Origin of the sequence: Phyllobacterium ifriqiyense (genome assembly GCF_030817885.1) — a bacterium.
Lineage (GTDB): Bacteria > Pseudomonadota > Alphaproteobacteria > Rhizobiales > Rhizobiaceae > Phyllobacterium > Phyllobacterium ifriqiyense.
This window is the reverse complement of the sequence record NZ_JAUSZT010000003.1, coordinates 24,588-50,535: the sequence shown is the minus strand read 5'-3', so window position 1 is coordinate 50,535 and position 25,948 is coordinate 24,588. Positions and strand designations below refer to the sequence as shown.

Annotated in this window: 23 protein-coding genes; 18 read left to right on the top strand and 5 right to left on the bottom strand. The window is 53.5% G+C overall.

Going from position 1 to position 25,948, the window contains the following annotated elements; genetic code table 11:
- Position 1 precedes the first annotated feature (1 nt).
- The 8 genes from murG (at position 2) to lpxC (ending at position 9,931) form a co-directional block, all read left to right on the top strand.
- On the top strand, positions 2-1,129 hold the full coding sequence (gene murG, locus QFZ34_RS07565; protein WP_307279192.1) for an undecaprenyldiphospho-muramoylpentapeptide beta-N-acetylglucosaminyltransferase: 1,128 nt from the start codon (positions 2-4) through the stop codon (positions 1,127-1,129).
- Positions 1,126-2,526, top strand: a complete 1,401-nt coding sequence (gene murC, locus QFZ34_RS07560; protein WP_307279189.1) for a UDP-N-acetylmuramate--L-alanine ligase — start codon at positions 1,126-1,128, stop codon at positions 2,524-2,526. Before murG ends, murC begins: the two co-directional genes overlap by 4 nt.
- Before the next feature lie 45 nt (positions 2,527-2,571).
- Positions 2,572-3,546, top strand: a complete 975-nt coding sequence (gene murB, locus QFZ34_RS07555) for a UDP-N-acetylmuramate dehydrogenase (protein ID WP_115052550.1) — start codon at positions 2,572-2,574, stop codon at positions 3,544-3,546.
- Positions 3,547-3,934: 388 nt separating this feature from the next.
- Complete coding sequence (locus tag QFZ34_RS07550) at positions 3,935-4,861, top strand: D-alanine--D-alanine ligase (RefSeq protein WP_307279183.1); 927 nt, start codon at positions 3,935-3,937, stop codon at positions 4,859-4,861.
- Positions 4,849-5,790: a cell division protein FtsQ/DivIB gene (locus QFZ34_RS07545; RefSeq protein WP_307279181.1), complete on the top strand. Its 942-nt coding sequence runs from the start codon at positions 4,849-4,851 to the stop codon at positions 5,788-5,790. The genes QFZ34_RS07550 and QFZ34_RS07545 overlap by 13 nt, the downstream gene beginning before the upstream one ends.
- Positions 5,787-7,109, top strand: a complete 1,323-nt coding sequence (gene ftsA / locus QFZ34_RS07540) for a cell division protein FtsA (RefSeq protein ID WP_115052553.1) — start codon at positions 5,787-5,789, stop codon at positions 7,107-7,109. Before QFZ34_RS07545 ends, ftsA begins: the two co-directional genes overlap by 4 nt.
- A 67-nt stretch (positions 7,110-7,176) precedes the next feature.
- A complete protein-coding gene (gene ftsZ, locus QFZ34_RS07535) occupies positions 7,177-8,865 on the top strand; it encodes a cell division protein FtsZ (protein WP_115052554.1) in 1,689 nt (562 codons plus the stop codon).
- Between the two features lie 145 nt (positions 8,866-9,010).
- Positions 9,011-9,931, top strand: coding sequence for a UDP-3-O-acyl-N-acetylglucosamine deacetylase (gene lpxC / locus QFZ34_RS07530; protein WP_307279172.1), 921 nt, complete (start codon positions 9,011-9,013; stop codon positions 9,929-9,931).
- A gap of 1 nt (position 9,932) precedes the next feature.
- Here the strand turns inward: lpxC and QFZ34_RS07525 are convergent, their stop codons facing one another.
- Entirely contained in the window at positions 9,933-10,823 is an 891-nt protein-coding gene (locus tag QFZ34_RS07525; RefSeq protein WP_307279170.1) for a LysR substrate-binding domain-containing protein, read from the bottom strand.
- Between the two features lie 108 nt (positions 10,824-10,931).
- Between QFZ34_RS07525 and QFZ34_RS07520 the strand changes: the two genes are divergently transcribed.
- The 8 genes from QFZ34_RS07520 to QFZ34_RS07485 all read left to right on the top strand — a co-directional run bounded on the left by QFZ34_RS07520 (position 10,932) and on the right by QFZ34_RS07485 (position 20,548).
- Complete coding sequence (locus QFZ34_RS07520; protein ID WP_115052557.1) at positions 10,932-11,321, top strand: tautomerase family protein; 390 nt, start codon at positions 10,932-10,934, stop codon at positions 11,319-11,321.
- A gap of 17 nt (positions 11,322-11,338) precedes the next feature.
- Complete coding sequence (locus QFZ34_RS07515) at positions 11,339-11,761, top strand: cupin domain-containing protein (RefSeq protein ID WP_115052558.1); 423 nt, start codon at positions 11,339-11,341, stop codon at positions 11,759-11,761.
- Positions 11,758-12,327 (top strand): DUF4865 family protein, encoded by a 570-nt coding sequence (locus QFZ34_RS07510; RefSeq protein ID WP_307279164.1) that lies wholly within the window; start codon positions 11,758-11,760, stop codon positions 12,325-12,327. The genes QFZ34_RS07515 and QFZ34_RS07510 overlap by 4 nt, the downstream gene beginning before the upstream one ends.
- 179 nt (positions 12,328-12,506) lie before the next feature.
- The gene (locus QFZ34_RS07505; protein ID WP_115052560.1) at positions 12,507-13,409 is read left to right on the top strand and encodes an outer membrane protein assembly factor BamD; all 903 of its coding nucleotides are present in this window, start codon (positions 12,507-12,509) and stop codon (positions 13,407-13,409) included.
- A gap of 23 nt (positions 13,410-13,432) precedes the next feature.
- A complete protein-coding gene (gene recN / locus QFZ34_RS07500; protein WP_115052561.1) occupies positions 13,433-15,103 on the top strand; it encodes a DNA repair protein RecN in 1,671 nt (556 codons plus the stop codon).
- Positions 15,104-15,212: 109 nt separating this feature from the next.
- Positions 15,213-17,357, top strand: coding sequence for an NAD-dependent DNA ligase LigA (gene ligA, locus QFZ34_RS07495; protein ID WP_307279158.1), 2,145 nt, complete (start codon positions 15,213-15,215; stop codon positions 17,355-17,357).
- The gene (locus tag QFZ34_RS07490) at positions 17,354-18,058 is read left to right on the top strand and encodes a DUF2461 domain-containing protein (RefSeq protein ID WP_115052563.1); all 705 of its coding nucleotides are present in this window, start codon (positions 17,354-17,356) and stop codon (positions 18,056-18,058) included. The genes ligA and QFZ34_RS07490 overlap by 4 nt, the downstream gene beginning before the upstream one ends.
- 225 nt (positions 18,059-18,283) lie before the next feature.
- Positions 18,284-20,548 carry a TonB-dependent hemoglobin/transferrin/lactoferrin family receptor gene (locus QFZ34_RS07485; RefSeq protein WP_307279154.1) on the top strand — a complete coding sequence of 755 codons (2,265 nt, stop codon included), beginning with the start codon at positions 18,284-18,286 and terminating at the stop codon, positions 20,546-20,548.
- A 53-nt stretch (positions 20,549-20,601) separates the two neighbouring features.
- Here the strand turns inward: QFZ34_RS07485 and QFZ34_RS07480 are convergent, their stop codons facing one another.
- A complete protein-coding gene (locus QFZ34_RS07480; RefSeq protein WP_115052565.1) occupies positions 20,602-20,946 on the bottom strand; it encodes a cupin domain-containing protein in 345 nt (114 codons plus the stop codon).
- Between the two features lie 136 nt (positions 20,947-21,082).
- Here QFZ34_RS07480 and QFZ34_RS07475 point away from each other — a divergent pair, with 136 nt between their 5' ends.
- Both QFZ34_RS07475 and QFZ34_RS07470 read left to right on the top strand, forming a co-directional pair.
- On the top strand, positions 21,083-21,829 hold the full coding sequence (locus tag QFZ34_RS07475) for an AzlC family ABC transporter permease (protein ID WP_307279151.1): 747 nt from the start codon (positions 21,083-21,085) through the stop codon (positions 21,827-21,829).
- Entirely contained in the window at positions 21,829-22,122 is a 294-nt protein-coding gene (locus tag QFZ34_RS07470) for an AzlD family protein (RefSeq protein WP_307279148.1), read from the top strand. The genes QFZ34_RS07475 and QFZ34_RS07470 overlap by 1 nt, the downstream gene beginning before the upstream one ends.
- 1 nt (position 22,123) lies before the next feature.
- Here QFZ34_RS07470 and QFZ34_RS07465 read toward each other — a convergent pair whose 3' ends face one another.
- From QFZ34_RS07465 to QFZ34_RS07455, 3 genes are all read right to left on the bottom strand, one after another.
- Entirely contained in the window at positions 22,124-23,962 is a 1,839-nt protein-coding gene (locus QFZ34_RS07465) for an aminopeptidase P family protein (protein ID WP_307286143.1), read from the bottom strand.
- Between the two features lie 99 nt (positions 23,963-24,061).
- On the bottom strand, positions 24,062-24,787 hold the full coding sequence (locus QFZ34_RS07460) for a hypothetical protein (RefSeq protein ID WP_307279145.1): 726 nt from the start codon (positions 24,785-24,787) through the stop codon (positions 24,062-24,064).
- Positions 24,784-25,872: a hypothetical protein gene (locus QFZ34_RS07455; RefSeq protein WP_307279143.1), complete on the bottom strand. Its 1,089-nt coding sequence runs from the start codon at positions 25,870-25,872 to the stop codon at positions 24,784-24,786. The genes QFZ34_RS07460 and QFZ34_RS07455 overlap by 4 nt, the downstream gene beginning before the upstream one ends.
- Positions 25,873-25,948 lie beyond the last annotated feature (76 nt).

Below are 25,948 nucleotides of genomic sequence, written 5' to 3'. Positions count from 1 at the left end.
AATGACTAAGGGAGTTATTTTTCTTGCCGCCGGTGGTACCGGCGGCCATCTTTTTCCGGCTGAATCGCTAGCTCACGATCTGATCGAAAGAGGTTGGGATATTCATCTTGCCACTGATGACCGTGCGCAGCGTTTTACCGGCCACTTTCCGGCAAGTCAGATTCATGTTGTTCGTTCCGCGACAATTGGCGGGCGAAACCCGGTCGCTTTGGCGCAAACATTCTGGAAGCTTTGGCTTGGCAACCTTGATTCCCGCAGATTGTTTCGCTCTTTAAAGCCCAAGCTTGTTGCCGGTTTTGGTGGCTATCCGACATTGCCGCCACTTTACGCTGCAACCGCGCTGAAAATTCCGACGCTCATTCATGAGCAAAATGCCGTGATGGGCCGTGCCAACAAAGCGCTTGCCACGCGCGTCAATGCCATCGCCGGAGGGTTCCTGCCCGATCACGGTGGGGCTTTTTCAAGCAAGACAATTGTTACTGGAAATCCTGTGCGCCCTGCCGTGCTCGCGGAGGTAGGCAAGCCGTACAAGGCATCGCAGGCACATCAGCCATTTCACTTTCTGGTTTTTGGTGGCAGCCAAGGTGCCCAGTATTTTTCGACGGCGATACCGGCAGCTATAAGTTTGCTTGCGCCGGATTTGCGGGCTCGCCTTGTCTTGACCCAGCAGGCCCGCCCGGAAGATGAGACACAGCTTCGCGCCGCCTATCAGCAGGCGGGGATCAAGGCTGATGTGGCGGTGTTTTTCACCGATATGGCACGCCGCATATCAGAATCGCACTTTGTTCTGTCCCGGTCTGGTGCTTCCACTGTTTCCGAAATCGCCGCTATCGGGCGGCCAGCCATCCTGGTGCCATTCCCGCACGCGCTCGATCACGATCAAGCCGCCAACGCGGCTGCGCTGCAGGCGGCAGGCGGAGCTGATGTCATCAAGCAGTCGGATCTTTCGCCGGAGCGTATTGCAGCGATCCTGACAAGCGCCATGAACGAGCCGACGCGTCTGGCATTTATTGCCGAAAAGGCACGTTCAACAGGCAAACCGGACGCGGCAAGGTTGCTTGGCGATCTCGCAGAGGCTATTGCAACCGGCCAAAGCGTCGAAGAATTCAAAAAAGGAGTGCGTCCATGAAGATGCCGCTCAATATAGGTCTGGTCCATTTTATCGGTATCGGTGGTATCGGCATGAGTGGCATTGCCGAAGTGCTGCATAACCTTGGCTATAAGGTCCAGGGGTCCGATCAGTCTGATAGTGCCAATGTGCAGCGTTTGCGTGAGAAGGGCATAGAGATATTCATCGGTCACGCAGCGCCCAATATCGGCGATGCAGAAGTCGTCGTGGTTTCGACAGCTATCAAAAAATCCAATCCTGAACTCATGGCGGCGCGCGAGAAATTATTGCCGATTGTCCGCCGTGCAGAGATGCTGGCCGAGTTGATGCGGTTCCGTCAGGCCGTAGCTATCGGCGGCACCCATGGCAAGACGACTACAACTTCAATGGTGGCAACGCTGCTTGATGCCGGCAAGCTCGATCCAACGGTGATCAATGGTGGTATCATCAACGCCTATGGTACTAATGCGCGCATGGGTGCTGGCGACTGGATGGTCGTCGAGGCTGATGAAAGCGATGGCACATTCCTGAAATTGCCGGCAGACATTGCAGTTGTCACTAATATCGATCCAGAACATCTTGATCATTACGGCACATTCGATCGGGTGCGTGAAGCATTTCGCCAATTTGTTGAAAATGTTCCGTTTTATGGCTTCGGCGTCATGTGTCTTGACCATCCGGAAGTTCAGTCTCTCGTCTCGCGTATCGAGGACCGGCGCGTTATCACCTATGGTGAAAATCCACAGGCCGATGTGCGTTTTGTCAATCTGGTTGTCGACGGCGCGAGTTCACGTTTCGATGTGCATATCGCCAAACGCAAGACCGGCGAAGTAACCGAGATCACGGGACTACATTTGCCGATGCCGGGCAGGCACAATGTATCAAACGCCACGGCGGCTATTGCTGTGGCACATGAACTGGGCATTTCATCGGCTGATATTAAAAAGGGCCTGTCATCATTCGGCGGTGTAAAACGGCGCTTCACGCATACCGGTTCCTGGAATGGCGTCGACATTTTCGACGATTATGGTCACCATCCGGTCGAAATCAAAGCGGTGCTGAAAGCCGCACGCGATTCCGCCAAGGGCCGCGTTATCGCTATTGTCCAGCCGCATCGTTTCACACGGCTTGCCAGTTTGTTCGATGAATTTGCCTCATGCTTCAACGATGCCGATACAGTTATCGTCGCTCCGGTTTATACCGCTGGCGAAGATCCTATCGAGGGCGTTACATCGGAAACATTGGTTTCGCGGATCAAGACAGCAGCGCACAGAGACGCGCGCTACATCAATGGCTCGCAGGAAATTGCTCCGTTGATCGCTGATATCGCCAAGCCGGGCGACTTTGTGATCTTTCTTGGGGCTGGCAACATCACACAATGGGCCTATGCCTTGCCAAAAGAACTGGCGGCGCTCTAGATTTGGCAGTTGCCCTTGAGAGGGTAGAGCTGCTGAAAGGATAAAATGTCTTCACTTGTTGATGGAGAAGCCCTGCTTTCGAAGCTGGGAGACCGTTTTGCTGGTTTGCGTGGACGGCTTACGCCCAATATGGGCATGGAGAAAGTGACCTGGTTTCGCGCAGGCGGGCCCGCTGAAGTCATGTTTCAACCCGCCGACGAAGAAGATTTGGCCGCGTTCCTGAAAGCAGTTCCAGAAGAATATCCGATTCTGACCGTGGGCATCGGCTCAAATTTGCTCGTGCGGGATGGTGGCATTCCGGGTTTCGTTGTGCGCCTTTCGGCAAAAGGTTTTGGTGAAGTAGAGCGCGTGGGCGAAACGCAACTGCGTGCCGGTACGGCGACGCCTGACAAGCGTGTCGCCTCTGCCGCTTTGGACGCGGGCATTGCCGGGTTCCATTTTTATCACGGCATACCCGGCGGAATTGGCGGCGCGCTGCGTATGAATGCCGGCGCCAATGGCGTTGAGACCCGTGAGCGTGTGGTTGAGGTGAGGGCGCTGGATCGCAAGGGCGAGTTGCATATCCTTTCCAATGCCGACATGGGTTATGCCTATCGTCATTCCGGTGCCGCCAGTGATCTGATTTTTACCTCTGCTCTTTTCGAAGGAATGCCGGGTGAGCGGCCGGAAATTCAGGCCGCGATGGATGCCGTCCAGCATCATCGTGAAACCGTGCAACCCATCCGCGAGAAAACAGGCGGCTCTACGTTCAAAAACCCTGAGGGCTCATCTGCCTGGAAGGAAATTGATGCGGCAGGCGGTCGTGGCTTGAGGATTGGCGGCGCTCAAATGTCGCCGATGCATTGCAATTTCATGATCAATACCGGTACGGCCAATGGCTATGAGCTGGAGACCTTAGGCGAAACGATCCGTTCGCGTGTCCTCCAAAACTCCGGAATTCGCCTGCATTGGGAAATAAAGCGGCTTGGTCTTTTCCGTCCGGGTCAGGAAGTGCACGAATTCATGGGGCAATTACTCTAGCCTGGTTCGACAGGGCTCACAATGAGGAAGTTGGTTGGATTGCATATTAGTCGCTGCCAACCTCGCAGGAAATAAACCTCCTGCAAATAATAACCTCCCTCATGGTGAGCTCGCGCGGCCTGAATCGCGCTCCTGACACATTTTTTTACACGAAATATCATTGTTGAATCATTGGGGACTTGTCAGCGAATCAACTCTCTGATTCTTTAGGGGCAAGCGTTAACTGATTTGAGTCGGCTGGTTCTGCCAGTCTTGGGTATCTGCGGTCCTGGCCGCCGGATGTGCGACGACTCATGCCTTTTTCCGCCCGCGCATGGCTGTGAGAATTTCGTGGGTTTTTAGTTTCCGGTCATGCGTCAGATGGGGATGTGTTTGAGGGGATGCCTTAATGGCGAAAAAGCATGTTGCGGTGCTGATGGGCGGATTTTCTTCGGAACGTCCCGTTTCGCTGTCGTCAGGCAATTCCTGCGCCGATGCCTTGGAGGCTGAGGGCTACACAGTCACCCGTGTAGATGTATCCCGCGATATCGCCAATGTTTTGCAAGAACTTAAGCCCGACATTGTGTTTAACGCCCTTCATGGCCCGTTTGGCGAGGATGGTACCATTCAGGGTATCCTCGAATATCTACAGATTCCCTATACCCATTCGGGTGTGCTTGCTTCCGCTCTGGCGATGAACAAGGAGCAGGCAAAAATCGTTGCCAAAGCCGCGGGTGTGCCTGTAGCTGAAGCGAAGGTGATGGATCGTTCCGAATTCACAGCCAAGCATCCGATGAAGCCGCCTTATGTCATCAAGCCAGTGAGCGAGGGGTCGAGCTTTGGCGTCGTTATCGTCAAGGAAGATCAGTCGCATCCGCCGCAGGTCGTTACCTCCGATGAATGGAAATTTGGCGGCTCGGTGATGGTCGAGCGCTACATTCACGGGCGTGAGTTGACATGCGCGGTGATGGGCGATGTTGCCATTGGGGTCTGTGAAATCATCCCGGTTGGGCACCAGTTCTACGATTATGATTCAAAATATGTTGCAGGCGGATCAAATCATGTGGTTCCCGCAAAAATTTCACTAAAAATTTACCAAAAAATACAAACACTGTCTCTCAAGGCGCATCAGGCAATTGGATGTAAAGGGATCAGCCGGTCGGACTTTCGTTACGACGACCGGTTTTCCGAAGATGGCGAGCTTATTTGGCTGGAGGTGAACACTCAGCCAGGCATGACTCCCACATCACTTGTACCTGATATCGCCAAAGCTGCGGGGCATACCTTCGGTGAATTGTTGAGTTGGATGGTGGAGGACGCATCGTGTTTGCGTTGAAGGGCAAAAATACGCACCGCCGCGGTGCTGCGCCGATGTCTTCGGACAGGTCGGTGGCTTTTGGCCGTTTTCGCATGGTCCTGCCAAAGTTTCTTCGCAAGCCCGTCCGTGTTTTCTTGCGGGTGGTAGATGGGGAAGTTTCTGTCCCGAATCACATCGGCACAATCGGAGCGGTCGCTTTCCTTGCATTGACCGGAGCCTATGGCGCGATCCTGGGTGGTCATGCGCCGGAAGTCGTCAAGGTTACGACATCCACGTTCGGCTTTGCCATCGAAGATGTAAAAGTTGTCGGCAATAAAGAAACATCCGAGATCGATATTCTCGGTGCACTTGGCCTTGACGGCGAAACATCACTGGTCGGTTTGAGCGCTTCTGATGCGCAGGCAGCTGTCGCTGGCCTTCCTTGGGTTGAGAGCGTGGATGTTTTCAAGGTCTACCCGAATACAATCCAGATCTCGATTCATGAGCGCACGGCATTGGCTGTCTGGCAGAATGGTACGGAACTGAACGTTATTGATGCCGATGGGCGGATCATTGTTCCTTTCACCGGCGGACGCAGTGCGCTCTTGCCGTTGGTCATCGGTGCGGGTGCCGATCAGCAGGTAAAACTTCTGATGGCGCAGATGGCTGCCTATCCGAAGATTGCCCAGGATGTTCGAGCCTATGCTCGTGTGGGTGATCGCCGCTGGGATCTCGTTCTCAAAAATGGCGTAACGCTTATGCTGCCTGAGCACGGCGTTTCTGAGGCCTTGGCCGATATCGCGGGCATGGAAGCAAAGGCAGGTCTGTTGTCTCGCGACATTGCCTCTGTCGATTTGCGGTTGGATGACCGCGTTGTTGTAAAGCTGACACCGGAAGCCATGGTGCAGCGTGTTGAGTATCTGAAGGCGCGCGATAAGGCGCCCAAGCGTTCGGAGAAGCGTGTATGAGTATTCTGAACGGAAAAAGCGCATCATCAGGAACGTCTTCCGCAAAACGGACGCGTTCCTTGACGGTTTTGGACATAGGTTCGAGCAAGGTGTGCTGCATCATTGCTCGTCTGCGTCCGCGCGAGGAAAGTGCGCATTTGCCGGGTCGCACACATCGCATTGAAGTTTTGGGTATCGGCCATCAGAAGTCGCGTGGCATCAAGTCTGGCGTCATTGTCAATCTTGACGCCGCAGAGCAGGCTATCCGCCTCGCTGTCGATGCGGCGGAGCGTATGGCTGGCCTGACGGTCGATTCGATGATCGTCAATATCTCGGCGGGGCGCCTGAAGAGCGAAAGCTTTTCAGCAAGCATCAATCTTGGCGGTCATGAGGTCGATCAGGCTGATATTCGCCGCGTGCTTGCTGCCGGTGCCAAGCAGGCTTTGGCAACAGAGCGTCATCTCGTTCACTCGCTGCCGATCGCTTACGGGCTTGATGGCGAGCGCGGTATCCGTGATCCGCTTGGCATGATTGGCGATACTCTTGGCGTTGATATGCATGTTCTGACCGCAGATGCGGCTCCACTGCGCAATCTTGAGCTTTGCGTCAATCGCTGCCATCTGTCCGTCGAGGCAATGATCGCCACGCCCTATGCAAGCGGTCTTTCTGCTCTTGTTGATGATGAAGCAGAGATGGGCGCTGCCTGCATCGATATGGGTGGCGGCACAACGACGATTTCGGTCTTCTCTGAAGGCAAATTCATTCATGCTGATGCAATCGCCATTGGCGGCAATCACGTGACCATGGATGTGGCTCGTGGCTTGTCGGCGCATATGGATGATGCGGAGCGCTTGAAGGTCATGCATGGTTCGGCGCTTCCAAGCGCTGCCGACGACCGTGATCTCATCAGCGTTTCGCCGCTTGGCAATGATGCCCGCGATGTTCCCAATCAATATCCGCGCGCAGTTTTGACGCGCATCATTCGTGCCCGTGTTGAAGAGACACTGGAACTGGCGCGCGACCGCCTCAATCAATCCGGTTACGGCCAGATTGTCGGCAAGCGCGTTGTTCTGACGGGCGGTGCAAGTCAGCTGGCCGGGCTGCCCGAAGTCGCCCGCCGTATTCTGGCTCGCAATGTACGAATTGGCCGTCCCCTGGGCGTTACGGGTCTTCCCGAAGCGGCAAAGGGTCCGGCTTTTTCTGCAGCGGTTGGTCTTCTGATCTATCCGCAGGTAGCAGGTATTGAAGAGCGTTCTGTAAAGGCCGGTTCATCATCGCTGATGACAGGTACGGGTGGGCGTTTTCAGCGTATCGGCCAGTGGCTGAAAGAGAGTTTTTAATTAATCGGGGAAACCCAAAAGAAATTACCGCAGCGGCGACGCGGTAAAGACAAAAAGGAACGGACAAATGAGCATCAATCTGCAAAAGCCGGACATTACCGAGCTTAAGCCCCGGATCACCGTTTTCGGTGTTGGCGGCGGCGGCGGCAATGCGGTCAATAACATGATCAATGCCGGCTTGCGCGGTGTTGAATTCGTTGTAGCAAATACAGACGCACAGGCATTGGCGCAGTCCAAGGCAGAGCGCCTGGTTCAGCTCGGCGCTTCGGTTACCGAGGGTCTGGGTGCCGGTTCGCAGCCCGAAGTTGGCCGCGCTGCCGCTGAAGAGTGCATTGACGAGATCAATGATCATCTTCAGGGTACGCATATGTGCTTTGTTACTGCCGGTATGGGCGGCGGTACCGGTACTGGCGCTGCCCCTGTCGTAGCTCGCGCTGCGCGGGAAAAGGGCATTCTGACAGTTGGTGTTGTTACCAAGCCGTTCCATTTCGAAGGTCAGCGCCGTATGCGCACCGCAGATATGGGCATTGAAGATCTGCAGAAGAATGTCGACACATTGATTGTCATTCCGAACCAGAACCTCTTCCGCATTGCCAATGACAAGACGACTTTCGCCGATGCTTTCGCGATGGCCGATCAGGTTCTTTATTCTGGCGTTGCCTGCATCACCGATTTGATGGTCAAGGAAGGCCTGATCAATCTCGACTTTGCTGACGTCCGTTCTGTCATGCGCGAAATGGGCAAGGCAATGATGGGCACAGGCGAAGCCTCCGGCGATGGCCGCGCAATGGCCGCTGCTGAAGCTGCGATTGCCAACCCGCTTCTGGACGAGACGTCCATGCGTGGTGCCAAGGGCTTGCTCATCTCGATCACCGGTGGTCGCGACATGACCCTGTTTGAGGTTGATGAAGCTGCAACTCGTATCCGCGAAGAAGTTGATCAGGATGCCAATATCATCCTCGGCGCTACTTTCGATGAAAGCCTTGAAGGCATCATCCGCGTTTCGGTTGTTGCCACTGGCATCGACAAGCAGGTTGGAGATGCGGCGCCAGCACCGATCGAGTTTCGCCAGCCGCTAAAGCCAATGCCAAAGCCGGCACCACAAGTAGTGGCCAAGGTTGAAACAGTGGCTCGTCCGCCTGTTCAGCAGTCGGTATCACCGGTCGCCGAGGCGGTGCGCAATGCAGGGCTTGATGTAGCGCAGCACGCACCACAGCCTGTCCAGCAGGAATTCCGTCCGCAGAGCCGCATTTTCCAGGCTCCTGCTCCGGAAGTATTTGATGCACCAGTCGCAGCAGCACCACAGGCGCCAGTCTATCAGCCAGCACCTCAGCCTGCACCGCAAATGGCTGAACCTGCACCGCAGCCAGTTGCACCACGCATGCCGAATGTTGCTGATTTCCCGCCGCTGGTTCAGGCTGAACTCAACGCCCGTGATATGGGGTCGCGTGACCATTCCCGTGATCAGGCTGCTCACGAAGCCCACGAAGACCGTGGCCCGATGGGTCTGCTCAAACGCCTTACCGCTGGTCTGACACGCCGCGAAGATGAGACTGCTCGTCTCGAGCCAGCTCAGCCTCGCGAACCAGCAATGCGCCCGGCAGAACCACGCCGTCCGCTTTCGCAAGATGCTTCCATTTATGCACCTCGTCGTGGACAGCTTGACGAACAGGGCCGCGTACAGCCGCAGGCGCGTCAGTCTTCGGAAGACGATCAGTTGGAAATTCCCGCATTCCTTCGCCGTCAGGCCAACTGATCTGACTGCAGTCATCTTCAAAACTCAAATTCCGCCATTGTCTCAATGGCGGAATTTTTCGTTTAATTCATTGAAAAATACTATAAACGACTTAGCTGATAGCCAGGCGCCGCACAGATGCGATGGATGACTACGAGGGTTTGTATTGCAGGATTTCCAGACCACGATTGCGAAACGCATTTCTGTCTCGGGCGCAGGTGTACATAGCGGCGCCCCGGTCACGCTTTCCTTTTTGCCTGCGGCAGTCAACACCGGCATTGTTTTCAATGTGATTGACAGCGCAGGTGTCCGCCACCCAATCAAAGCGCTGGTTTCGGAAGTTGGCGCAACAGACCTTTCGACCAAGTTGGCAAATGCTGAAGGTATCACCATCAGCACCATTGAGCACGTGATGGCGGCCATTGCAGGTTCTGGCATTGATAATATGGTGCTCGAGATTGATGGACCAGAAGTGCCCATCTTCGATGGATCATCAGCCGCTTTTCTGGAAGCCTTTGATGAAGCGGGGTTGAGCCAACAGTCGGCCAAGCGCCGCTATATCCGCATTCTTAAACCTTCGCGCGTAGAATCCGGCGCATCATGGGCGGAGTTCATTCCTTACGAAGGCACACGTTATGAAGTCGAAATTGACTTTGAAACGCCTGTCATAGGTCGTCAAAAGTTCGCGGGCGACATGGATGACGCGGTGTTCCGCAAGGAGATATCGCGCGCGCGGACATTTGGATTCATGCGAGACGTAGAAAGGCTCTGGGCCGCTGGCCTCGCGCTTGGATCATCGCTTGATAACTCCTTGGTCATTGGTGACGACAATACCGTCATCAACCCCGGTGGATTGCGGTATCCGGATGAGTTTGTTCGCCATAAGACATTGGATGCGATCGGAGATCTATCGCTGGCGGGCGCACCCTTTATTGGCTGTTTCCGCTCCTATCGAGGCGGGCATCGTCTCAACGCGAGCGCTGTGCGTGCTTTGCTCGCCGACCCGTCGGCTTTTGAGATTATAGAGATGCAGCACAGCGGTCCTGTGGGTGCAAGCAAGGCAGTCAGTGCTGCTTCAACCGTATAAATCATTTTTTTTGCGGTATTGAGTTGATGGATTGCAGCAGAATGGCCGCAAGCCGGGCTGTGGCTGGCTCAGGCTGCGCCTCTGACCGATGAAGCATCAAGCCGAGCGAGGGCAGGGATGGCAGCCCGTCCTCCTGCGGTCCCAGACGCTGTACCGTTGTTGGTAGTCCAAATGGCGTTCGTATCGTCACGCCCAGACCTGCAGCCGTTGCGGCCCACAATCCGGTCAGGCTTGGGCTGATAAATGACAGACGCCAGGGAATGCCGGCGCGATCCAGAGCGTTGACAGCGGCCGTGCGCAAAAGACATGGTGCTTCAAGCGAAATTAAAGGTAAGGGATCTCCGCCATTCTGCCAGTTTCTGGATTCTCCAGCCGGACCTATCCAGCACATTGGCACATCCAGGACATGTTCGTAATGCGGTGTTGTAGAGGCCCCGCTGCTCCATGCCAACGCGAGATCAAGACGTCCTGATGTAATCCGATCCAGCAGGTCGGCATTTCGTGTTACGCGCGCCTCAATGCGCACTTTAGGATGTGCTCGGGCAAATTGGCCAAGAACGTCGGTCAGCAGGCTTTCGCCAAAATCCTCCTGTAAGCCAAGCCTCACCCAGCCTTCGAGTTCACTTCCATGGACAGCCGTAATTGCCTCATCATTCAGATCAAGCATGCGGCGCGCATAACCGAGCATGGTTTCGCCAGCTTCGGTTAGGGCAAGTCCACGACCGGCTTTGACGAAGATGGCTGTCTCGGCTTGTTGTTCGAGCTTCTTTAGCTGAGCGCTGACTGCTGATGTCGAACGGCCAAGGCGCTCCGCTGCCTTGGCAAAACTGCCCAACTCCATCCCGGTAGAGAAGGTCCGCAGCACGTCCAGATCAAGTGTGATCTTTCTCATTTGAAACAATCCACATTTTTAGGACTATTAGTCCTGAATAATCTGATTTTCAGGATCATTGTGGGAGCTTATTGATATGGCGTCAAGCAATTCATGAAAGGAAGTCAAATGCCCTTTACCCGCATCTCCCTGCTGGAAGGTAAATCTCCTGAGTACCTCAAGGCGCTGTCGGACAGTTTCCATCAGGCAATGGTCGAAACATTCAACGTTCCCCTGACTGATAAATTTCAGGCCATTCATCAGCACCGGCCAAACGAACTCATCATTGATCCAACTTACTTCAGCGATGGTCGCTCGGATGATTTCGTTATCTTTACAATAACGATTGGCAAGCCGCGCGATACAGCTACCAAGCAAGCTTTCTACAAGCGCGTCGTCGAGCTTCTGGGTAAGTCGCCCGGTATTCGGCCGCAAGACATTATGATTGTGGTCAGCACATCGACACGCGACGAGTGGTCATTCAGCAATGGCGATACGCAAATGGTTGAGCCAGCTTGAGCGAGGTTAGCGAGATTATGAACAGTCCAAAGCGCTGCCCGCAGCAAATGACCGTTCGTCGGGCAGGCCAATCCATCGCACCGGCCCCCGCCAATATTTCCACGGCTCCCTTCTGGGCACAGATGTTGCTGGAAAGCGATGTGGATGGCGAAAATAATGTCATGCAAGCCTATGTCGAACCTGGTGTCATCACCAATTGGCACACACATCCTCGCGGACAGTTCCTCTATGTTCTGTCCGGCGTTGGGTTTGCCCAGTGCGACGGCGGTCCCATGGTTGAATTGCGCGCGGGAGATTGTGTCTGGTTTGCGCCGGATGAGCGCCATTGGCACGGAGCAAGTCCGACCAGCACTTTTTGCTACATCAGCATTCAAGCAACCCAGGATGGGACCGCTGTATCCTGGCTTGAACCCGTTATTCGCGAGGAGGCCGCGCAATGATTGCGATGCAGTATAGTTTTACGCTGCCTGCCGATTACGACATGGGCATTATCGATCGGCGCATCGCAGAAAAGGGGCCGTTGCTGGATAATTTCCCCAATCTTGCATTCAAGGCCTATCTGACAGCGCGACGCGACGACGAACAACAAATTCGTGAAAACCTCTATGCCCCGTTTTATGTGTGGCGGCACGAAGCTGGATTGAACGATTTTGTTTGCGGCAATGGCTTTGATGCGGTCAGCCAGTCATTCGGGCGGCCAAGCATTAAGACATGGATAGTATGGCAGGCAGAAATATCAGCTGCAATATCATCGGCTGCTTTCGCCACAAGGGAAATACTGCCGATAGAACCCTATTCATCGCTTGCGGATTTGCGATGCCGCGAAGCAGAAAAGGCTTTGGCCGATGTTGAAAAGGGCGGAGCGCTCGCTGCGGTTTCGGCTTTTGACCCTACTTGCTGGACGCAGATACGTTTTCGATTATGGAAAGAAGAGCCGAAATCAACAATAAAATCAGGCTTTCAAGCCTATAAAGTCGGTCATCTTTCTCTGCCAAAGGTCGACTAATTCCCGCTCCGCCACAAATTTGGACGATTGCATGGCAATAACATTGCTGATTCCTGTCGCTTGTGGTTTATGAACGCCCAACCGACGGTAAGATTGTCTATGTCTAGAGCATGGCGCGAAAACGTGATATCGGGTTTCGCGACAATGCTCTTAAATTATAATGTGGGGCCGGAGACAGCATGGCGAATAGCAGAACGCTTATCAGCGCAAGGTTTGGAAACGCAGGGTTTGGCGGAAAGGTCCGTGCAGCTCTTCTTCTTTTTCCGATTGCCGGCGCTGTTGCAATCTCGGGTTGCGCATCCAAGGATGATGATCTTGATCTTTCTGCCTATGTGGACACGATTGAGCCTGCCGACGTGCTTTACAATCAGGCTCTGGCAAATTTGAATTCGGGTCGCCTTGATGAGGCAGCCAAGAAGTTTGATGCGGTCGACCGTCAGCATCCTTACTCTGAATTTGCACGTAAATCTCTGGTCATGGGCGCGTTCGCTAATTACCGCAGCGGTAAATATGACGATGCCATCGCCATGACGAAGCGTTATATTGCCCTTTACCCGACGCAGCCCGAAGCTGCATATGCTTATTATATAACCGGCCTTTCCTATTACCGGCAAATTCCGGACATTACGCGCGAGCAGAGCATGACCCGCAGGTCGATTGCCGCGTTTCAAGAGGTCGTGCAAACCTATCCTGACTCTGAATATGTTGAAGACTCAAAAGCAAAGATCCGTTTCGGCCGCGATCAGCTCGCAGGCAAGGAAATGCAGGTCGGCCGCTACTATCTGGAGCGCAAGGATTACCTCGCATCGATCAAGCGTTTCCGTGGTGTCGTTGAACAATATTCCAATACCCGTCACATCGAAGAAGCGCTCGCGCGTCTCGTTGAAGCCTATTACGCGCTCGGCTTGACGAGCGAAGCCCAAGCTGCTGCTGCCGTTCTTGGTCAGAATTATCCTGACAGCGATTGGTACAAGGACAGCTACAAGCTGCTGCAAAGCGGTGGTCTCGAGCCGCGTGAAAATGCAGGCTCATGGCTTTCGAAAGCGGCTACAGCAATTACTGGCGGCAAAGAAGGCGCTTAAACTAGAACTCAACCTGAGCCATCATGCTTTCGCATCTGTCGATCCGCGATATTGTCCTGATTGAACGGCTCGACATCGAGTTCGGCGAAGGTCTGTCCGTGCTTACGGGCGAAACTGGCGCCGGCAAGTCCATCCTGCTTGATGCCTTGTCACTGGCGCTCGGCGCACGGGGCGATGCGTCTTTGGTCAGGCACGGTGCCGAGCAGGGGCAGGTTACCGCAGTTTTTGACGTCGCGGGCAGTCATCCGGCTCGTCTGCTTTTGCGTGAAAATGACATTGACGATGATGGCGATATCATTTTGCGGCGCGTGCAGAATGCGGATGGTCGTAGCCGGGTTTTTATCAATGATCAGGCCGCCAGCGTTACCATGCTCAAAGAGCTTGGACGGCGGCTCGTCGAAATTCATGGCCAGCATGATGATCGCGCGCTGATCGATATCGATATTCATCGCACATTGCTTGATGCCTTCGGTGCTTTGGAAACAAAAGCAAATCTGGTCCGGTCGCTGCACAAGAAATGGCGCGAGGCCGAACATGCTCTGGTTCGCCATCGGGCCAAGGTTGAGGCAGCGGCACGTGAAGCCGACTATCTGCGTGCTTCGGTGGAGGAGCTTTCCAAGCTCGATCCGGAACCGCAGGAAGAAGAGATGCTGGCGATAAAGCGCACAGAAATGATGCGCTCGGAAAAAATTGCCGGTGATGTCAATGAGGCCAATGATATTTTGTCAGGCAATGCCTCGCCGGTACCATCGCTTGCCAGTCTTGTTCGGCGGCTTGAGCGTAAAGTACCCGAAGCGCCGCATTTGCTTGAACCAGTCGTCAAAGCCATTGATGAAGCGCTGAATTTTCTGGCCGAAGCGCAAAATGGTATTGAGCAAGCAATTCGCGCGATCGACTTCGACCCGCGTGTTCTGGAGCAGACGGAAGAACGCCTGTTTGCGCTGCGTGGTGCGGCGCGTAAATATTCGGTGGCAGTGGATGATCTATCGGCACTGCGGGATCGCATGGACGGAGATCTTGCCGATATTGACGCCGGAGCCGAACGTCTGGCAGCACTGGAAAAAGAAACCCTTGCGGCACGGGATGCCTTTGATGAAGCTGCCCTGTCGCTCTCCGCTCACCGTCATGAAACAGCCGAACATCTAAAACAGGCCGTCATGGCCGAGCTTCCCGCCCTCAAGCTTGAACGGGCGGAGTTCATTGTCGAGATGACGACGGATGTGAATAATCGCACAGCAGATGGAATTGATACGGTTGAATATTGGGTGCGAACCAATCCTGGCACGCGCGCAGGGCCGATGATGAAGGTTGCATCGGGCGGCGAGCTTTCACGCTTTCTGCTTGCGCTCAAAGTGGCGCTGGCAGATCGCGGATCAGCTCCAACACTGGTTTTTGACGAGATTGATACGGGTGTTGGCGGTGCCGTAGCCGATGCAATCGGCCAGCGGCTTCGGCGCTTGTCCGGCAATGTGCAGGTACTGTCGGTCACTCATGCGCCGCAAGTTGCGGCTCGGGCCCAAACGCATTTTCTCATCGCCAAATCCTCTGCGGGTAATGATCGCGTGGCTACATCGATCCGGGCAATGGAAACGGATGATCGTCAGGAAGAAATTGCGCGCATGTTGGCCGGTGCAAGTGTCACCGATGAGGCGCGCGCTGCCGCGGTGCGATTGCTTCGGGAAAACGCTGCTTAGTTCAACGCTAAAATATAAGGATAGATCGTTAATTACGCCCGGCGATCTAGACAGTGCCAATTTGGGGTTTTTCGGCTAATCTCCCGCCGAATCCAGCAGTAGGCAAATCATGGCAGATAAAGCAGTAGAAAAACTGACCGAAGCGGAAGCAGCCGAGGAACTTGGTCGGCTTGCAGCGGAGATTGCTCAACACGATTATCGTTATAACACCGAAGATGCACCGATAATTTCTGATGCGGAGTACGATGCCCTGCGTCGACGCAATCTGGCTATTGAGCAACGCTTTCCGCAACTGAAACGCGAAGATTCACCATCCAACAAGGTTGGCGCCAGTGTTTCGGAAAAGTTCGGCAAGGTCACCCATTCCATCCCGATGCTGTCGCTGGACAATGCATTTCATGACAGCGACGTGGAGGATTTCGTAGGTCGTATCCGTCGCTTTTTAAAACTGGGTACCAATGCGAGCGTGGCTATTACTGCCGAACCAAAAATTGACGGGTTGTCGCTCTCTCTGCGCTACGAGCTGGGCCGGCTGGTAACTGCCGCCACTCGCGGTGATGGAACGACTGGCGAGAATGTCACGCTGAATGCGCGTACAGTTGCCAGCATTCCCAATGTGCTTGATGGAAATCCGCCCGAGGTGCTCGAAGTGCGCGGTGAGGTTTATATGAGCCATGCCGATTTTGCAGCTTTGAACGAGCGCCAGGCCAAGGATGGCAAACAGATCTTTGCCAATCCGCGCAACGCCGCTGCCGGCTCGTTGCGCCAGCTGGATTCCACCATTACCGCCTCGCGGCCTCTACAGTTCTTTGCCTATGCATGGGGTGAGGTGAGCGAAATGCCTGCTTCCACACAAATGGGCATGGTGGAGGCTTTCAAATCCTATGGTTTTCGCGTGAACCCGCTGATGCAGCGTTTCGAAAGCGTTGAAGGCCTGGTCAAACATTATCACCAGATTGAAGAGCAACGCGCGCTCCTCGGCTATGACATTGATGGCGTGGTCTACAAGGTCGATGATTTAGCGCTACAGCAGCGTCTCGGTTTCGTCTCACGCAGTCCGCGCTGGGCAATTGCGCATAAATTTCCAGCTGAACGCGCCATGACGATTTTGCGCGGTATCGATATTCAGGTGGGTCGCACAGGCGCTCTGACGCCTGTTGCCAGACTTGAGCCTGTTACAGTTGGCGGCGTTGTGGTGACGAATGTCACACTGCATAATGAAGACTACATCAAAGGCATCGGCCAGAACGGCCAACCGATCCGTGAAGGTCGCGATCTGCGCGTCGGCGATACGGTGGTGGTGCAGCGCGCAGGCGATGTCATCCCGCAGATCGTTGACATCGTGGCGGATAAGCCCCGCGGAAGCACGCCCTATATATTCCCTCACACATGCCCGGCGTGCGATTCCCATGCAGTGCGCGAAGAGGGGGAGGCCGTGCGCCGCTGCACCGGGGGATTGATCTGCCCTGCACAGGCCGTCGAACGCCTCCGTCATTTCGTTCAGCGCAATGCATTCGACATTGAAGGTCTTGGTGAAAAACAGGTCGAATTTTTCTTCAAGTCGGATGATCCGGCGCTGCATATCGGCACGCCCGCCGACATTTTCACTCTAAAGAAACGCCAGGCAGGCTCGTTGGCCAAGCTTGAAAATATTGATGGTTTTGGCGCAACTTCAGTCAAGAAACTCTACGATGCCATCGACGAGCGTCGTGAGGTTTCGCTCAGCCGCTTTATCTTCGGTCTTGGTATTCGTCATGTGGGCGAAGTGAATGCCAAGCGGCTGGCAAAGGCTTATCGCTCCTATGAGGCGCTTGCCAATGCCGCAATCGCAGCCGTTCCCCCGAAGGACAAAGGGGACAAGGGTAATGATGCCTGGCGGGAATTGAACGATGTTGAAGGCATTGGCAGTATTGTCGGGGAGGCGCTGGTCGATTTTTATGCGGAGCAGCACAATCGCGATGCGCTTGCAGCGCTCCTCAATGAAGTCACGCCTCTTGATGAGGAAGTGCGTATCGTCAGCGACTCGCCCGTGGAGGGAAAAACTATTGTGTTTACCGGCTCATTGGAGCGCATGTCCCGTGATGAAGCTAAAGCTATGGCAGAGCGTTATGGCGCCAAGACCGCAGGCTCCGTTTCAAAGAAAACCGATCTTGTTGTTGCCGGTCCGGGCGCGGGTTCGAAACTGACACAGGCACAGGCATTGGGCATTGAAGTCATTGATGAAGACGCATGGTTTGAACTGGTGGGCGCATGAGCGAGACTGTTTTCAAGGGATTTGGCGACAAAGCACTGCCTTTTCTCAAGGCGTTGGATTTTCATCAGAATCGCGAATGGTTTCTGGAAAACAAGGATCTGTTTGAGGCACATCTTTACGAGCCTTTGGGAGATCTCGTCGATGATCTGATTGTGCGGTTTGAAAAAGCCGGACTGCCATTTAAAGGAGATCGCAAAAAATCGCAGTTCCGCATCAAGCGCGATACGCGCTTTGCCAAGGATAAAAGCCCCTATAACCGGCATCTTTCAGCACTGCTTTCTCCTGATGGAAGCAAATGGAGCGAGAGCGGTTGTTTCTACGTGTGTGTCGGTCTCGAAGAATACAGGGGTTGCTACGCCGCCGTCGCGTTCTGGCAGGGAAAGCCCGAGCTTTTACTTGCGATGCGCAAGGCAATCGTCGCCAAACCGGAAAAATATCGAGCAATGGTCAAAGCCCTTGCCAGTAATGGTTTGGAGCTTCGGGATATTGACCGTCTGAAGCGCACCCCCCGTGGGTTTGAGGAGGTGACGGATGCCGATCTTATTGAAGCATTGCGCAACCGGCATTTCATGGTGCGCCATACGATTGAACCTGCGAGAATTACATCTCCGGAGCTGGCGGATGACCTGTTTGATTTTGCATTGCGCGCCAAGCCGCTTATTGATTGGGGCAGGGCAATTCAAGGCACGCTCCCTGCTTAAAAAGCTTGTTGCAGTTAGCAATTGTGTCCTTCTTGTCACATATGTCTCCTCGCTGAAACATATGGAAATATTCTGTGCAATTAATCTTGACTTAAATGGTAAAGTTTAAGTAGCTAGCGCCAGTTGCACGTAATTGCGTGCATTATTCGCTCAGCAAGCCACCGACATCTCGCGATCGCCTATCGCAGGTCCAGCCAGCCAAGCATTCTCTCGCGGGGACTTGTTATGGTTTTGGGTAAGATTCTGTTTGCACGCCTTATGTGTGGTAGCGCCGGTACGATTTTGGCGCTTGGATTGGGCTCGGGGATTGCGGCGGCGCAGACCGCTCCAGCTGATGGCGAGAATATCACGCTTGCACCCATCGTTCTTAAAAACAAACCGGGCGGCGACGAAGCGACTGTCCTGACAAATACAGTTGACCGCGAAGTTATCCAAAACCGTATGGTCCAAGACTTTGAAGACCTCGGCCGACGGGTTGATGCAGGTGTTAATTACAATTCCACCTCCAAGAGTATCAACCTCCGCGGGCTGGATCAGAATCGCGTATTGACCACCCTTGATGGAATTCGTGTGCCATGGATTTCCGATCCACGCAGCACGCAAGGCGGGCTGGATACGTTCGGCTTTGACGGCCTTTCCAAGATCAACATCACCAAGGGTACCGATTCCAGCCGTTATGGCTCTGGCGCACTTGGTGGGGTTATCCAGATACACACGCTGGACCCTGCCGATATTATTGGTGAGGGAAAGAATTGGGGTGTCTGGACCAAGGGCACCTATGATGATTCAAGCCGCAGCTGGCGGACAAATATTGCGGCTGCAACGCGCATCAATGACACTGAGTTGCTTGTTCAGGGCGGCTACACGACAGGTCATGAAAAGGACCGCATGGGTGATATTGGCGGTTACGGCGCCGGACGCACAGAGCCGAATCCTCTCGACGTCGACCAACGCAATTTGCTGGTAAAGCTCTATCAGAACGTCGAGGGTGGCCATCGTTTTGGTTTGACTGGAGAAATCTCCAATCGCGAACAGGACGGCGAGAACTTCATTGGCACAACGTCTTCCTATGAGCGTGGGAAATTCCAGTCGGGCGAAGAGTCAGAGCGTATCCGCATTTCGGGCAGCTATGATTATGTCGCGCCGGATAAAACCGGCTGGCTCGATGAGGCGCACGCCATCGCTTACTGGACCCGGCAGACTCTGAATAATACCACTGATGCAATTCGCCTGCGGGACAGCAGAGCGTCCATCATACCGCGTGATCCTTTCCGCTATGGCTATCCTTTCGGCATCTATAAGCGCGACAATGAGTTGGAGCTTGACGCTTACGGCTTTACCGGCAATGCGAGCAAGACTGTCGAGATTGGCAGCATTGAGCACAAGTTCCGTATTGGAGCGGAAATTTACCGCCAGGATCTCCATCAATATTCAGCGGGTGTGGACAATTGTCCGGATGTTGATTGGACAAGAATTCCCTCACCATTCGGCCCGCAATCGTGCAAAATGCTGCACTCGAATGCGTCCGATATGCCTGATGTGGAAACAACTGGATTTGGCCTCTATGTCGAGGACGATATCGAGCTTCTCAACGGCAAGTTGACGCTGACGCCGGGTGGTCGTTTTGACTGGTATGAGCACAGCCCGCAGTCGACAGCAGCTTACGAGAGGGGGCCGAATTATGATGGCGGCTTGCCTGCGTCAAACAGCGATTCCCGCTTCACGCCCAAGCTTCGTGCGACATGGCACGCAAATAATAATCTCGATTTCTATGCTCAATGGGCGCAGGGCTTCCGCATGCCCTCGGCGATGGAGCTTTACCAGAATTATGGCGCTCCCGGTTCCTATGCGAGAATCGGTAATCCGGACCTGAAGGCAGAGACCAGCAATGGTTTCGAAATTGGTACCAAATATGATGATGGCACCTATGCGCTGTCAGCCAGCATATTCAACAATTACTACCGCAACTTCATCCATGACGTGACTATCGCACCTCCCGGTGGCGAGTATCCGGTTGGTGGTATTACGGGCTATGAGAACCTTAGCCGCGTACAGATTTATGGTGCGGAACTGAGTGGGCGCGTGAACTTCGCTAATAATTGGACGACATGGACATCCATTGCGTTTGTTGAAGGCAAGGACACCAAGACAGATGAGTATCTGAACTCTATTCCACCAATCCGCGCCATTGTTGGTCTTGGCTATGCGGCTGATAGCTGGGGCGCCGATGTGTCCCTGACCATGGCTGCCAGACGCGACAAGGTAAGCCAGGGTGGTTTTGTTGCCCCAGGTTATGGCATTGTCGATACAACTGCCTATTGGGAGCCGAAATTTGCCAAAGGCATGAAGCTGCAAGTTGGTGTATTCAACGTATTCGACAAGAAATATTGGTCCGCAACCGACGTACCAGACAGCATCAACCTTGCTATAGCAGACCGCTATTCCGAAGTTGGCCGTAGCTTCCGTGTGTCGCTGACACAGAAATTCTGATTAAAATTGGCATGGCTCCCTGCCCAGGCGGGGAGCCGTACCGCATAATTAAGCTACTCCAGCCATTCAGTGACGAACACTTCATTGGCGTGAATATCGATCGTTTCCAGCGCGCCTGGTCCCAGATTTTTGAAATTGTGCGGCGTGTTCGCCGGACACACCACGATTTGCCCTTCCTCGGCATCGATTATTTCCTCCCCCACCGTGAAGCGCGCCCGCCCTCTGCGTATGATGAAGGTTTCAGTATAGGGGTGTTTATGCAATCGCGGTCCGGCGCCGACGCGTTCCTGATTGTTGAATATAATCGACACATTGGTGCCATAGGGCTTGCCGGTAATTTCCCCATGCCAGCTTAGCGGGAGATCTTCCCAAACTTCCCTATTAATAATATGCGCCATGATTTCTCCTCCGCTCTTCAACTGGAAATCTAGAGAGCCGAGACATCACCGACAAGATGCGACCGTGTCTGAGATTGATGATAGCCATCAACAAAACTAACGTGACAGAATAAGCTCGGTGGCCTAGATGGGGGACATGGATGAACATATATATCTGCAGAAGCCATCGCAGGCTGTTCCAGTGAGCAAAAGCACGCAATTTTGGGAAGGGTTTGCCAAAGGGCTGCCGATCATGATTGCGGCCGCGCCATTCGGGGTATTGTTTGGTGCACTTGCGATTGATCAGGGCTTTTCCCTGTTCGAAACTGTACTCATGAGTGCTGCCATATTTGGCGGTGCCAGCCAAATGGTCGGAATTGAGCTGTTTGGACAGCATATCCCTGCTTGGCTCATCGTCTTTTCCATCTTCGCGGTTAATTTCCGACATGTTCTTTATTCGGCAGCGGTTGGCCGTCGTATCGGACATTTCAAGCCATTAGAAGCAATGCTCAGCTATTTTTTGCTGACTGATCCGCAATATGCTGAAACCGAAAAGCGTGCAGAGTCCGGAAAGCCGGTAACCTTCATCTGGTATCTCGGCGTTGCTACACCGATCTATGTAATGTGGGTCGTTGAGGCTTTTATTGGCGGGCTTTTTGGTAATCTCATTGCGGATACGCATGCGCTGGGTATCGATATGCTGCTTCCCATTTACTTCCTTGGATTGGTGATGGGGTTCCGCAAACGGACCAATTGGGGACCGATTGTCATTACCAGTGCCATTGCATCAATCATTGCCGCAAAAACCATTGGATCGCCCTGGCATGTCAGCATAGGTGCCGTCGCGGGTATCCTCATGGCGGTCATTCTTGCCAAGCCTGAGCCGGCAAAGGAAAAACGCTGATGTCATCGATTTTCTGGATCATTATTGCGGGCGCGGTTGCCACTTTTCTAACCCGCATAGGCGGCCATCTCGTGCTTTCGCGCTTTGAGCGGGTGCATCCACGCGTTGAAGTCGCGTTGAATGCAGTGCCGGCAGCGGTCTTGACGACGCTTGTTGCGCCCGCCGCGGCCAATGCCGATTGGCGAGGTCTTGTGGCACTTGCCATTGCCGGACTTGTGTCACTGCGCTTCAATGCGCTGACCATGTTTTTGATTGGCGCAGCAGTCATCATCCTGCTGCGCCAGTTTACCTGAATTATCCTTCGTGGCCGAATGGTTCTGTCGCATTGACGAGCCATTCGCGCGCTTCACCGCTGGTGTGAGGCAGTAATTTTTCCCGGACCTTGGCATGGTAGGCATCAAGCCATACCAGTTCTTCGCGAACAAGCAGGCTTGTATCGATGAGCCGCTTGTCGATGGGGCACAGGGTAATTGTCTCAAACCCCATCATCGGCAAATCGCCACCTTCAGGCACTTGTGGCTCCGTAACAATCAGCAGATTTTCTGTGCGTATGCCATAGCCACCCGGCTTGTAATATCCAGGTTCATTGGAAAGAATCATGCCCGGCAAGAGTTCCTGTGTGCCCCGCTTCGAAATATTTTGCGGGCCTTCATGCACGGAGAGGAAAGAGCCGACACCGTGCCCTGTGCCGTGGCCGTAATCATAGCCCTGTTTCCACAAAGCAATGCGGGCAAGAACGTCAATGTCCATGCCGCGCGTTCCTTTCGGAAAACGTGCGGTTGAAATGGCAATCATGCCCTTCAAAACCAGTGTGAACTTCTTTTTCATATCCGCTGTTGGCGTGCCAACCGGCAATGTCCGGGTAATGTCGGTTGTACCATCGCGATACTGGCCGCCACTATCAATCAAATAGAGCTCGCCATCCTGCAGCTTGCGGTTTGACTCCGTGTTGACGCGATAATGCGCAAATGCGCCATTTGGACCGGCACCGGAAATGCTGTCGAATGACAGATTCTCGAGCGGCATCTGGAAGCCTTGAGCAATCTCGTGGCGCGTTTCTTCGAGTTTGGTCGCAGCGTCGATTTCGTCAATCGTGCCCGGTGCTTGATGGTCAATCCATGACAGGAAGGACACCATGGCCACGCCGTCACGCTCATGCGATTTGCGTGCGCCTTCCAGCTCGGTTTTGTTTTTAATGGCACGCGGCAGGCGCGCGGGGTCGAGACCTTCGACGATTTTGCCGCCAGCTTTTTCGACGATCAGCCGCAGCTTTTCCGCTGCCAGCGCCGGATCGAGCATGACAGTGTGACCCTGTGCAGCAAAATCGGCAACGTCATTATCGAGCGCTGACGGCGCGCGCAATGTGGTGAGCTGGGTCAAATAGGCTTCTGTTTCCATTGGCAGCTTGCGCTTGTCGATGAAAAGCAAGGGCTCGCCATTTGCGGGGATGAGTGCAAAGGCCAAGGGCAAAGGCGTATTGCTCACATCATTGCCGCGAATGTTGAACGCCCACGCAATGGAGGATGGGTCTGTCAAAATGGTTGCATCCGCTTTGGCTTTGCCGACAGCATCCGCCAATTCCCGCAGTTTCACCTTGGCAAGCTTGCCGGCATATTTTTCCGGCTGGATCGTCACTGCTTCAAGCGGCGGGGCAGGCTGATCGTCCCAGATAAGATCGACAAGATTATCCTTTACGGCGACGAGGCTGCCGCCATTTTTCTCCAGCGCTTCGCGCAAGGCTTTTGTTTCGCTGATTGTGTGCAGCCATGGATCAAAGCCGATGGTCAGCGGACGCTCAATACTGCGCAGCCAGACCGCAGGCGGCGTATCGATAAGGCTTTCAATCGTAAAGACGGAAGGGTCGGTTTGATCTGCCGCCTGTAAAGTGTAACGCCCATCGACGAAAAGATGCGCCCTGTTCTTCAACACCAGAACAACGCCCGCAGAACCGGTAAAGCCCGTCAGCCAAGCCAGACGTTGCGCGCGGGCAGGAACATATTCACCCTGATGCTCGTCAGCGCGGGGCACCAGAAAACCATCCAGCTTCAGGGTTTCGAGTTCAGCTCGTAATTTTGCAACACGCGGTGCGCCGGTAGCTGGATTGCTGGACACCTCAAACGACTGGAACATGATGATATCGACCTCTTTTGTTTGGGTCGAAACCTATCTTCCCCATTTGCTCTGCGCAATGGAGCATTGAATTTAGCAACCGGTTTAATCGCTCGAGGTGTTTTAGTCTTTGAGTTCAAGCGGAAAGGGTGTGGGCTCCCAGTATTTTCGATATTTGAGACTTTTAATAGTTATGGCCTCTAATTCATGTAAGATTTTTGCCAATTCACGCCGGTCGCCTGCAATCAAAGCGGGATAAAATGTCGGGTTCCAGTACATCATGTCTTTGCGAAGCTCGACCTGTCGGTAGTCCGGTCCATCCATAATGCGTATAGCTTCTTCAAAGTCACCAAGAGCCGTAGCCATCATCAAGCGGGCATAATACTTAAATTCAAATGGTGTAAAATTATTCTCGTTCCGAGAAGCGAATTCGACCACTTCCTCCAGTTTTGTTATTTTGCGCAAAGGCACCAAGGCATCTTCAATGACACTCAGCATGATTTCCATATTTTCGGGGTTGTCAAAATGCCAGCCGCCAAAGAATGGCTTGATATCCATCTTGATAATAGCTTGTGCCCGCTCGTTGGTATCACCTTTAAGGTTGGAAAAAATTGGGTGAATAAGTCTTGTATTGCCCCAGCCATAGTGAAATCGGTCGATGCCCATAAAAATTATACCAACATCGATTGTTGGCGCAAAGATTTTTGGATTTCCGCTGCGAGCCAGATATACGCCACGGGTGAAGTGATTGATCGGCGTAAGTACGAGATGACGCCCTGCCAACGCCAGATCTGAATGGCGCTGGAGAAGCGGTTTAAGGGCCTGACGTACTTGTGCAACTGTCGTCATTCGAATGGTTTCATCCCGATAACAAAGAACTGAACGCCTTCACCATAGTTCCGAGCAACCCCGTCGGCAATTTCATCCATGCGCGGTACGGAGAAATCATATATTCCAGTTTTTGCATCATAGACACAGATTAGACTTTCAGATGCTTTGGCATGTACGTCTATCCGCACAGTAAATTTTTTACCATAATCTGTCTCACCAGGAAGTTTGTCAGATCGATTTGAGTACCATGGAAGTACTTGTTGATCAGTCTCGATCAGTGCAGCATAGGCGGATTTGTAGAAAGATACTTCGGTTCGCAAGTTTGGGTTGTTCAAACTGTCCACTTCATTCTTCAACAGCGTGTGGATCGCAGTGCCACGCAGTGCCGAGGAGCCAAAATTGGAGAGGGGGCCTGCGGTTCTGGCAGCCTTGTCCAACAATTGTTGAACAGTCAAAAAATTTGGACAGTATTTTATGACCTCTTCTCGGGAAAGTGCAGCCACTGCAGTTTTAACTCCAGCCTTTTCTTTGGTATAGGAACGAGCACGTGATGAAATGATCGGTATGATACTGGTGTCATTGCCAATATCTGCGACAAGTTTATTATACTCCTGTAGGTGATTGTCGATGCTGTCGGTCCATCGCATGCTGCCAAGGACTTCACTCATTGTGGCAGCCCCCGGAATACGTCTGGTCAATGATCGCAAGGTTTCAGTGGTGCCGTTGATCCAAGGGTTGGTTCCAGTCGATCTACCTGTGCCATTCACAGTTGCATTATTTGCGGTGGTGGCGCCGACAAGAATAACACGAGGCTTTTGTTCTGTTCGGGAAAGGGAGCCGCTGCCGACCCCATCCGTCCATTGTCCTCCGTCTGAATGGCCTGCAGGCACGCGCGGCTGATTGGCATTGAATTTCCGTTCAGCTGCTTCGAGAAAGCGTAACCGTGACTTGCGGGAATCGAGCCCCAACTCAAGCTGGCGAATTTGCATGCGGGGAAAGGTATTAAGTGGAGCCAGCTGCATATGTTTAAGATTGGCGCTATCTGCTGCGACTTGGTTTCTGAGGTGGTGGATTTCAGTCAGATAGGGAAATAATGCGCTCATGAAATAAATCCTCGTTAAAGGTATATATTCCTATAGCGAGATAAAGCTGTCAATTATACCAAAGAAGCATTTAGCC

Excerpts from the sequence above, each read along its gene's own strand:
- murG (WP_307279192.1), top strand. The coding sequence starts at position 2 with ATGACTAAGGGAGTTATTTTTCTTGCCGCCGGTGGTACCGGCGGCCAT.
- murC (WP_307279189.1), top strand. The coding sequence starts at position 1,126 with ATGAAGATGCCGCTCAATATAGGTCTGGTCCATTTTATCGGTATCGGT.
- murB (WP_115052550.1), top strand. The coding sequence starts at position 2,572 with ATGTCTTCACTTGTTGATGGAGAAGCCCTGCTTTCGAAGCTGGGAGAC.
- QFZ34_RS07550 (WP_307279183.1), top strand. The coding sequence starts at position 3,935 with ATGGCGAAAAAGCATGTTGCGGTGCTGATGGGCGGATTTTCTTCGGAA.
- ftsA (WP_115052553.1), top strand. The coding sequence starts at position 5,787 with ATGAGTATTCTGAACGGAAAAAGCGCATCATCAGGAACGTCTTCCGCA.
- ftsZ (WP_115052554.1), top strand. The coding sequence starts at position 7,177 with ATGAGCATCAATCTGCAAAAGCCGGACATTACCGAGCTTAAGCCCCGG.
- QFZ34_RS07525 (WP_307279170.1), bottom strand. The coding sequence starts at position 10,823 with ATGAGAAAGATCACACTTGATCTGGACGTGCTGCGGACCTTCTCTACC.
- QFZ34_RS07520 (WP_115052557.1), top strand. The coding sequence starts at position 10,932 with ATGCCCTTTACCCGCATCTCCCTGCTGGAAGGTAAATCTCCTGAGTAC.
- QFZ34_RS07515 (WP_115052558.1), top strand. The coding sequence starts at position 11,339 with ATGAACAGTCCAAAGCGCTGCCCGCAGCAAATGACCGTTCGTCGGGCA.
- QFZ34_RS07510 (WP_307279164.1), top strand. The coding sequence starts at position 11,758 with ATGATTGCGATGCAGTATAGTTTTACGCTGCCTGCCGATTACGACATG.
- QFZ34_RS07505 (WP_115052560.1), top strand. The coding sequence starts at position 12,507 with ATGGCGAATAGCAGAACGCTTATCAGCGCAAGGTTTGGAAACGCAGGG.
- recN (WP_115052561.1), top strand. The coding sequence starts at position 13,433 with ATGCTTTCGCATCTGTCGATCCGCGATATTGTCCTGATTGAACGGCTC.
- ligA (WP_307279158.1), top strand. The coding sequence starts at position 15,213 with ATGGCAGATAAAGCAGTAGAAAAACTGACCGAAGCGGAAGCAGCCGAG.
- QFZ34_RS07490 (WP_115052563.1), top strand. The coding sequence starts at position 17,354 with ATGAGCGAGACTGTTTTCAAGGGATTTGGCGACAAAGCACTGCCTTTT.
- QFZ34_RS07485 (WP_307279154.1), top strand. The coding sequence starts at position 18,284 with ATGGTTTTGGGTAAGATTCTGTTTGCACGCCTTATGTGTGGTAGCGCC.
- QFZ34_RS07480 (WP_115052565.1), bottom strand. The coding sequence starts at position 20,946 with ATGGCGCATATTATTAATAGGGAAGTTTGGGAAGATCTCCCGCTAAGC.
- QFZ34_RS07475 (WP_307279151.1), top strand. The coding sequence starts at position 21,083 with ATGGATGAACATATATATCTGCAGAAGCCATCGCAGGCTGTTCCAGTG.
- QFZ34_RS07470 (WP_307279148.1), top strand. The coding sequence starts at position 21,829 with ATGTCATCGATTTTCTGGATCATTATTGCGGGCGCGGTTGCCACTTTT.
- QFZ34_RS07460 (WP_307279145.1), bottom strand. The coding sequence starts at position 24,787 with ATGACGACAGTTGCACAAGTACGTCAGGCCCTTAAACCGCTTCTCCAG.
- QFZ34_RS07455 (WP_307279143.1), bottom strand. The coding sequence starts at position 25,872 with ATGAGCGCATTATTTCCCTATCTGACTGAAATCCACCACCTCAGAAAC.